The 9,180-nt window shown below is 61.5% G+C and carries 5 protein-coding genes; all 5 read left to right on the top strand.

From position 1 onward, the window contains the following. Nucleotides 1–99: 99 nt before the first annotated feature. The 5 genes from ACIOUG_RS10875 to ACIOUG_RS10855 all read left to right on the top strand — a co-directional run bounded on the left by ACIOUG_RS10875 (nucleotide 100) and on the right by ACIOUG_RS10855 (nucleotide 9,113). Nucleotides 100–993 carry a hypothetical protein gene (locus ACIOUG_RS10875; protein ID WP_401065156.1) on the top strand — a complete coding sequence of 298 codons (894 nt, stop codon included), beginning with the start codon at nucleotides 100–102 and terminating at the stop codon, nucleotides 991–993. Nucleotides 994–1,012: 19 nt separating this feature from the next. Then, a complete protein-coding gene (rplI, locus tag ACIOUG_RS10870) occupies nucleotides 1,013–1,459 on the top strand; it encodes a 50S ribosomal protein L9 (protein ID WP_003221136.1) in 447 nt (148 codons plus the stop codon). A gap of 120 nt (nucleotides 1,460–1,579) precedes the next feature. Further along, a complete protein-coding gene (gene dnaB / locus ACIOUG_RS10865) occupies nucleotides 1,580–2,977 on the top strand; it encodes a replicative DNA helicase (RefSeq protein WP_047600693.1) in 1,398 nt (465 codons plus the stop codon). Nucleotides 2,978–3,169: 192 nt separating this feature from the next. Further along, nucleotides 3,170–5,473, top strand: coding sequence for a YgiQ family radical SAM protein (locus ACIOUG_RS10860; RefSeq protein WP_007967456.1), 2,304 nt, complete (start codon nucleotides 3,170–3,172; stop codon nucleotides 5,471–5,473). A gap of 364 nt (nucleotides 5,474–5,837) precedes the next feature. Next, nucleotides 5,838–9,113, top strand: coding sequence for a DUF2126 domain-containing protein (locus tag ACIOUG_RS10855; RefSeq protein WP_401065153.1), 3,276 nt, complete (start codon nucleotides 5,838–5,840; stop codon nucleotides 9,111–9,113). Nucleotides 9,114–9,180 lie beyond the last annotated feature (67 nt).

Raw genomic sequence — 9,180 nt, 5'->3', positions numbered from 1 at the left:
ACCCCCAACAAGCGCGCCCCCGCCCCGCCCCTGCAGGCCTCCACCCACACCCACGGCCGCAGAGACCGGGCAGTCCACCACTAGCAACCCACAGAATGCATGCGTGCCTTAGCTGAGTTCATCATGCGCGGCCGCATGCAGGCCACTCTCGTAGTGGCCGGGTGTGCAACATTGCCGTTGTTGTATTGGTTGGGCGCTGCCGCCGGGAGCCTGGTGCTTCTGCGGCGCGGACTGAAGGACGCCCTTGGCGTCCTGTCCCTGGGGCTGCTGCCGGCTTTGATCTGGTGGCTGTATGCCGATGATCCACGGGCACTTCTGGTGCTGCTGGGGTCTTCGGGGCTGGCGTTGGTGTTGCGCGCCAGCGAATCCTGGGTCCGTACGCTGCTGGTCAGCGTAGTGATGGGGGTGGTGTTTTCAGTGGTGCTCGGGGCAGCGTTTGCGGCCCAGATCGAGATGCTCGCGCAGGCCTTGATAAAGGTCATGCCGGCGCTTCTTGGTGATACCTACAAGCAATTGTCGGTGGATGAGCAAGCGCGTTTCGCGTCCCTGATTGCACCAGTCCTGACCGGACTGATTGCGGCTTTGTTGCAGATCGTCAGCGTGCTGAGCCTGATTGTCGGGCGTCATTGGCAGGCGTTGTTGTACAACCCGGGTGGTTTTGGTCGCGAGTTTCGCGCCATCCGGATCCCGCTGGGGCCGGCGATGTTGCTGCTGGCGTTGATGCTTCTGGGCCCGAATCTCGGTGCACAGATGGCCATGTTGACGCCGTTGTGCAGTGTACCGCTGGTGTTCGCCGGACTCGCCCTGATTCACGGGCTGGTCGGGCAGAAGCGACTGGCCGGTTTCTGGCTGGTGGGGTTGTACGTGACGCTGTTGCTGTTCATGCAGCTGCTCTATCCGTTGCTCGTGGTTCTGGCCATTGTCGACAGCCTGATTGATTTTCGCGGTCGTCACGTGTCGAAAGACACCGATAACGCGAACGGTGAAGGTTAAAAGTTAAGAGGATTTCCACATGCAACTGATCCTTCTGGAAAAAATCGCCAACCTGGGCAACCTGGGCGACAAAGTAAACGTTAAGGCCGGTTACGGCCGTAACTACCTGCTGCCTTTCGGCAAAGCTACCGCTGCGACCGCTGCCAACCTGGCTGCGTTCGAAGAGCGTCGTGCTGAGCTGGAAAAAGCTGCCGCAGACCGTAAAGCATCGGCTGAAAGCCGTGCTGCCCAACTGGCCGAGCTGGAAGTGACCATCACTGCCACCGCTGGCGACGAAGGCAAGCTGTTCGGTTCGATCGGTACTCACGACATCGCTGACGCACTGACCGCTTCCGGCGTTGAAGTGCAGAAGAGCGAAGTTCGTCTGCCGAACGGCACCATCCGCAACGTGGGTGAATTCGACGTGGCTGTGCACCTGCACGCCGAAGTTGAAGCCACCGTACGCGTTGTCGTGGTAGCAGCTTAAGCAATACTTGTCGGCTGGCACCCTTGGGTGCTTGCCGGTAACATCGGGCACGATCCTGTTTACAGGTCGTGCCCTTTGTCTTTCTGGTAATCCCGTTTTCAAACCTGACTCCAAGTGGCCATGAACGAAATCACCGCTCCCGAGCAATACGATCTGCAAACCGCCGCGCTGAAAGTGCCGCCGCATTCCATCGAGGCCGAACAGGCCGTACTCGGTGGTCTGATGCTGGACAACAACGCCTGGGAACGCGTGCTCGATCAAGTCTCCGACGGCGATTTCTACCGACATGACCACCGTCTGATCTTCCGTGCGATCGCCAAACTGGCCGATCAGAACATGCCGATCGACGTCGTGACCCTTGCCGAGCAACTGGACAAGGAAGGTCAGACGTCCCAGGTCGGCGGCCTCGGTTACCTCGGCGAACTGGCGAAAAACACGCCGTCCGTCGCCAACATCAAGGCCTATGCGCAGATCGTTCGCCAGCGCGCGACGTTGCGCCAGCTGATCGGCATCAGTACCGAAATCGCCGACGCCGCGTTCAACCCCGAAGGCCGTACCGCCGAAGAGATCCTTGACGAGGCCGAACGGCAGATCTTCCAGATTGCCGAGGCGCGGCCGAAGACCGGCGGCCCGGTGGGGGTCAACGAACTGTTGACCAAGGCCATCGACCGCATCGACACCCTGTTCAACACCGCCGACGCGATCACCGGTCTGTCCACCGGTTATACCGACCTCGACGAGAAGACCAGCGGGCTGCAGCCGTCCGACCTGATCATCGTCGCCGGCCGTCCGTCGATGGGTAAGACCACCTTCGCGATGAACCTGGTGGAAAACGCCGTATTGCGCAGCGACAAGGCGGTGCTGGTGTACTCCCTCGAGATGCCAGGCGAATCGCTGATCATGCGTATGCTCTCGTCTCTGGGCCGTATCGACCAGACCAAGGTGCGTTCCGGCCAGCTCGAAGACGACGACTGGCCGCGCCTGACCTCGGCGGTCAATCTGCTCAATGACCGCAAACTGTTCATCGACGATACCGCCGGCATCAGCCCGTCGGAAATGCGTGCGCGGACCCGGCGTCTGGTGCGCGAGCACGGCGACGTCGGCCTGATCATGATCGACTACCTGCAGCTGATGCAGATCCCGGGTTCCAGCGGTGACAACCGGACCAACGAGATTTCCGAGATTTCCCGATCCCTGAAAGCCCTGGCCAAGGAATTCAACTGCCCGGTGGTGGCGCTGTCGCAGCTCAACCGTTCCCTGGAACAACGCCCCAACAAGCGTCCGGTGAACTCCGACTTGCGGGAATCCGGAGCGATCGAGCAGGACGCCGACGTCATCATGTTCGTGTACCGGGACGAGGTGTATCACCCGGAAACCGAGCACAAGGGCATCGCCGAAATCATCATCGGCAAGCAGCGGAACGGCCCGATCGGCTTTATCCGCCTGGCCTTTATCGGTAAGTACACCCGCTTCGAAAACCTCGCGCCGGGCAGTTACAACTTCGACGACGACGAGTAAATGCTTCATCGTTTGAACTGACGCCTTCGCGAGCAAGCCCGCTCCCACACTTGGAATGCATTCAAATGTGGGAGCGGGCTTGCTCGCGAATGGGCATGGCACAATTTCCGACCACAGCCGTCGGAATTGGTCAAAATTTGTGCTATATTCCGCGCCCGCGAAATTCAATGAAAGCCAACACCGGTTATCGACATGCAAGCAGCCAAGCCGTTATTTGACTATCCGAAGTACTGGGCTGAATGTTTCGGGCCAGCGCCATTCCTGCCGATGAGCAGGGAGGAGATGGATCAGCTCGGCTGGGATTCGTGCGACATCATCATCGTCACCGGTGATGCCTACGTCGATCACCCCTCGTTCGGCATGGCGATCATCGGCCGGCTGCTGGAGTCCCAGGGCTTCCGCGTCGGGATCATTGCCCAGCCGAACTGGCAGTCCAAAGACGACTTCATGAAGCTCGGCGAGCCGAACCTGTTCTTCGGCGTCGCGGCCGGCAACATGGACTCGATGATCAACCGCTACACCGCGGACAAGAAAATCCGTTCCGACGACGCCTACACCCCGGGTGGCATGGCGGGCAAACGTCCGGATCGCGCGAGCCTGGTCTACAGCCAGCGCTGCAAGGAAGCCTACAAGCATGTGCCGATCGTCCTCGGCGGCATCGAAGCTTCGCTGCGCCGCATCGCCCACTACGATTACTGGCAGGATCGTGTACGCAACTCGATCCTGATCGACGCCAGCGCCGACATTCTGCTGTACGGCAACGCCGAGCGCGCCATCGTCGAAGTGGCCCAGCGTCTGTCCTACGGGCACAAGATCGAAGACATCACCGACGTGCGCGGCACCGCGTTCATCCGTCGTGACACGCCGCAGGGCTGGTACGAAGTCGATTCCACGCGCATCGACCGTCCGGGCAAGGTCGACAAGATCATCAACCCGTACGTCAACACCCAGGACACCCAGGCTTGCGCCATCGAGCAAGAGAAGGGGCCGGTGGATGATCCCGAGGAAGCCAAGGTCGTACAGATTCTGGCCAGCCCGCGCATGACCCGCGACAAGACCGTGATCCGCCTGCCGTCGATGGAAAAGGTGCGTAACGACCCGGTCCTGTACGCCCACGCCAACCGCGTGCTGCACCTGGAAACCAACCCGGGCAACGCCCGTGCGCTGGTGCAGAAGCATGGCGAGATCGACGTCTGGTTCAACCCGCCGCCGATTCCGATGACCACCGAAGAAATGGACTACGTGTTCGGCATGCCTTACGCACGGGTTCCGCACCCGGCGTACGGCAAGGAGAAGATCCCGGCCTACGACATGATCCGTTTCTCGGTGAACATCATGCGTGGCTGCTTCGGCGGCTGCACCTTCTGCTCGATCACCGAGCACGAAGGGCGGATCATCCAGAACCGTTCCGAAGAGTCGATCATTCGCGAAATCGAAGAGATCCGCGACAAGGTTCCGGGTTTCACCGGCGTCATCTCCGACCTCGGCGGCCCGACCGCGAACATGTACCGCATCGCCTGCAAGAGCCCGGAAATCGAATCCGCATGCCGCAAGCCGTCCTGCGTGTTCCCCGGCATCTGCCCGAACCTGAACACCGACCACTCGTCGCTGATTCAGCTGTACCGCAGCGCCCGTGCCTTGCCGGGTGTGAAGAAGATTTTGATCGCCTCCGGCCTGCGTTACGACCTTGCGGTCGAGTCGCCGGAGTACGTCAAAGAGCTGGTGACCCACCACGTCGGTGGCTACCTGAAGATCGCCCCGGAGCACACCGAGGAAGGTCCGCTCAACCAGATGATGAAACCGGGCATTGGCAGCTATGACAAGTTCAAGCGCATGTTCGAGAAGTACACCAAGGAAGCAGGCAAAGAGCAGTACCTGATCCCGTACTTCATCGCCGCGCACCCGGGTACCACTGACGAAGACATGATGAACCTGGCGCTGTGGCTCAAGGGCAATGGTTTCCGTGCCGACCAGGTGCAGGCGTTCTACCCGTCGCCGATGGCCACCGCTACCGCGATGTACCACTCGGGCAAGAACCCGCTGCGCAAGGTCACCTACAAGAGCGACGGTGTGACCATCGTCAAGAGCGAAGAGCAGCGTCGTCTGCACAAGGCGTTCTTGCGTTATCACGACCCGAAAGGCTGGCCGATGCTGCGTGAGGCGCTGATCCGCATGGGCCGTGGTGATCTCATCGGTCCGGGCAAGGATCAGTTGATTCCGCTGCATCAACCGGCCACCGACAGCTACCAGAGCGCCCGTCGCAAGAACTCGACGCCGGCCGGTAGCCACAAGGTCGCGAAAGAGAAAACCACCAAGATTCTCACCCAGCACAACGGCCTGCCGCCGCGTGCCAGCGACGGTGGCAATCCTTGGGACAAGCGTGAACAGGCCAAGGCTGCGGCATTCGCCCGCAACCAGCAGGCGGCCAAGGAACGCAAGGAAGCGGCCAAGGGCAAGGGACCGAAGCCGGCTCGCAAGCCAGTCGTACCGCGCTAAATCGCTTTTTGCTTCAACAGAACGCCAACCTTCGGGTTGGCGTTTTGCATTTCAGGTGTCAGGAAATTTGCTGAAGTCACTGCCCTCATCGCTGGCAAGCCAGCTCCCACAGGTTTATCTGTCGCTCACAAAACTGTGGCCACCGAGGAACCTTGTGGGAGCTGGCTTGCCAGCGATGGGGCCAGATCAATCACCTCATCAATCACTGCCCGCCACATTTAGGCGCAACTTCCTCGATCCATTTCCCCGCATCGCCCGATTTTGGTGCTGTACTGCCCTGAGCATTCCGGGAAAGCGCCCAAGCCCCTGCATGGCATAAGTCTTGCGCGCTTTCGAATACGCTTAGGCTCGCAGGAGGCACGCCGTGTCGATTCATGTCGCATTGCATCACGTCACGCATTACCGCTACGACCGCGCTGTCGAACTCGGCCCGCAGATCGTTCGCCTGCGCCCGGCCGCTCACAGCCGCACGCGGATTCTCTCGTATGCGCTGAAGGTCTCGCCCGAGCAGCATTTCATCAACTGGCAGCAAGACCCGCAGGGCAACTACCTCGCGCGTCTGGTGTTCCCGGAGAAAACCGACGAGTTGCGCATCGAAGTTGACCTGCTGGCCGAGATGGCGGTGTTCAACCCGTTCGACTTCTTCCTCGAACCCTACGCCGAGAAAATTCCCTTCACTTACGCCGCCGATGAGCGCAAGGAGCTGGCGCCGTACCTCGAAACCCTGCCGCTGACCCCGGCGTTCAAAGCCTATCTGGACGCCATCGACCGCACGCCGCAGCCCGCCGTGGATTTCCTGGTGATGCTCAACCAGCGTCTGAGCGAAGACATCCGCTATCTGATACGCATGGAACCGGGTGTGCAAACCCCGGAACACACCCTCGAACATGCCTCCGGCTCCTGTCGCGACTCGGCGTGGCTGCTGGTGCAACTGCTGCGCAATCTCGGGCTGGCCGCGCGGTTCGTTTCCGGTTATCTGATTCAACTGACCGCCGACGTGAAGAGCCTCGACGGTCCGTCCGGTACCGAAGTGGACTTCACCGACCTGCACGCCTGGTGCGAGGTGTACTTGCCCGGCGCTGGCTGGATCGGTCTGGATGCCACGTCCGGGCTGTTCGCCGGTGAAGGGCATATCCCGCTGGCCTGCAGTCCCGATCCGTCCTCGGCGGCGCCGATCAGTGGCCTGGTCGAGCCGTGCGAATGCCAGTTCAGCCACGAAATGTCGGTGGAGCGGGTCTGGGAAGCGCCTCGGGTGACCAAGCCCTACACCGATGAGCAGTGGCTGGCGATTCAGGCGCTGGGCCGGCAGATCGACGCCGATCTGTTGGCCGCAGATGTGCGCCTGACCATGGGCGGCGAGCCGACCTTCGTCTCCATCGACGATCCGGACGGCGCCGAGTGGAACACCGCCGCGCTGGGCCCGGACAAGCGCCGCCTGTCCGCCGAACTGTTCCAGCGCATGCGCCAGCACTATGCGCCGAAAGGCCTGGTGCATTTCGGTCAGGGCAAGTGGTATCCCGGCGAGCCATTGCCGCGCTGGTCGCTCAACTGCTATTGGCGCCGCGACGGCGTGCCGATCTGGCACAACAACGCGCTGATCGCCGATGAGCAACAGGACTACGGCGCCAATGGCGAACTGGCCGGGCGTTTTCTGGCGAGTGTTGCCGAACGCCTGAAACTGCCCGCACGCTTCGTGTTTCCGGCCTACGAAGACCATTTCCATTACCTCTGGCGTGAGGGCGCATTGCCGAGCAACGTCAGCGCTGAAGACTCGCGTCTTGAAGAACCGCTGGAGCGTGCGCGTCTGCGCAAAGTCTTCGCTCAGGGCCTGGATAAAGTGATCGGCCAAGTGCTGCCGCTGGCTCGCACTGCCAAGGGGGATCAATGGCAGAGCGGGCGCTGGTATCTACGCGACGAGCATTGCCGACTGGTGCCAGGGGATTCGCCGCTGGGTTATCGCCTGCCGCTCGCCTCGCAGCCGTGGGTGAAAGCCGCCGAGTACCCGTTCATTCATCCCAACGATCCGAATCAGGATTTCCCCGAGCTGCCGGATACCACGCAGCTCAACAGCCATGCCGAACCCGCAGCAGCCGTCGAACGTGCGCCGAAAATCGACGAGTCCGCCGACTGGCTGACCCGCACCGCATTCTGTGCCGAGGCGCGCGAAGGGCGTCTGTATCTGTTCATGCCGCCGCTGGAGCGGGTCGAGGACTATCTGGAGCTGGTGGCGGCCATCGAAGCCACCGCCGAAGAGCTGCATTGCCCGGTGCTGCTGGAAGGTTACGAGCCGCCGAGTGATCCGCGCCTGAGCAATTTCCGCATCACCCCGGATCCGGGCGTGATCGAGGTCAACGTGCAACCATCGGCGACCTGGGACGAACTGGTCGAGCGCACCGAGTTTCTTTATGAACAGGCGCGACAGACGCGGCTGACCACCGAGAAATTCATGATCGACGGGCGCCACACCGGCACTGGCGGCGGCAACCATTTCGTCCTCGGTGGCGCGACCCCGGCGGACTCACCGTTCCTGCGTCGCCCGGATCTGCTACGCAGCCTGATCAGCTACTGGCACAACCATCCGTCGCTGTCCTACCTGTTTTCCGGCTTGTTCATCGGCCCGACCTCGCAGGCGCCGCGTGTCGATGAAGCGCGCAATGACGCCCTGTACGAATTGGAAATCGCCTTCGCGCAGATGCCTGAACCGGGCGAAGCGTGTGCGCCGTGGCTGGTGGATCGCCTGCTGCGCAATCTGCTGATCGACGTCACCGGCAACACTCACCGCGCCGAGTTCTGCATCGACAAACTGTATTCGCCGGATGGCGCCACCGGACGTCTCGGCCTGCTGGAGCTGCGCGCCTTCGAGATGCCGCCGCATGCGCGGATGAGTCTGGCTCAGCAGTTGTTGCTGCGCGCGCTGGTTGCACGTTTCTGGCGTGAGCCGTATGCGCCGGCGAAGCTGGCGCGCTGGGGCACCGAGCTGCACGACCGCTTCATGCTGCCGCATTTTATCGAGCAGGATTTTGCCGACGTCATCGTCGAACTGAACAACGCCGGTTATCCATTGCGCGCCGAGTGGTTCGCTGCGCATCTGCAGTTCCGTTTTCCCAAGGTCGGTGATTACGCGGTCAGTGGCATCGAGATGGAACTGCGTCAGGCGCTGGAGCCTTGGCATGTGCTGGGCGAGGAGGGCACGGCGGGCGGCACGGTGCGTTATGTCGACTCGTCGCTGGAGCGTTTGCAGATCAAACTCAGCGGTCTGCCCCCGCAGCGTTATCTGCTGACCTGCAACGGCATTCCGCTGCCGCTGCAACCGACCGGGCGTATTGGTGAGTTCGTCGCCGGCGTGCGCTTTCGGGCCTGGCAACCGGCCAATTGTCTGCACCCGACCATTCCGGTGCACGCGCCGTTGGTGTTCGATTTACTCGATACCTGGATGCAGCGTTCGCTGGGCGGTTGTCAGTACCACGTGGCGCATCCGGGCGGGCGCAATTACGAGACCTTGCCGGTCAATGCCAATGAGGCGGAGAGCCGGCGCATGGCGCGGTTTTTCCGCATCGGACACACACCGGGGAAACTTCCGATACCGAACCTGACAATCTATGACGAGCTGCCGATGACACTCGATTTACGACGTTTCTAAGTCCTGCACGACATGCGGATTTTTCGTATATCCGCACGTCATGTGCCTGCGTTAGTCTGACCGTTCC

It is taken from the genome of Pseudomonas sp. NPDC087803 (assembly GCF_044742995.1).
Taxonomy (GTDB): Bacteria; Pseudomonadota; Gammaproteobacteria; order Pseudomonadales; family Pseudomonadaceae; genus Aquipseudomonas.
This window is presented reverse-complemented; position numbering and strand designations above follow the sequence as displayed.

Bases quoted from the DNA above. Each gene is read 5' to 3' on its own strand.
- ACIOUG_RS10875 (WP_401065156.1), top strand. From the start codon at position 100: ATGCGTGCCTTAGCTGAGTTCATCATGCGCGGCCGCATGCAGGCCACT.
- rplI (WP_003221136.1), top strand. From the start codon at position 1,013: ATGCAACTGATCCTTCTGGAAAAAATCGCCAACCTGGGCAACCTGGGC.
- dnaB (WP_047600693.1), top strand. From the start codon at position 1,580: ATGAACGAAATCACCGCTCCCGAGCAATACGATCTGCAAACCGCCGCG.
- ACIOUG_RS10860 (WP_007967456.1), top strand. From the start codon at position 3,170: ATGCAAGCAGCCAAGCCGTTATTTGACTATCCGAAGTACTGGGCTGAA.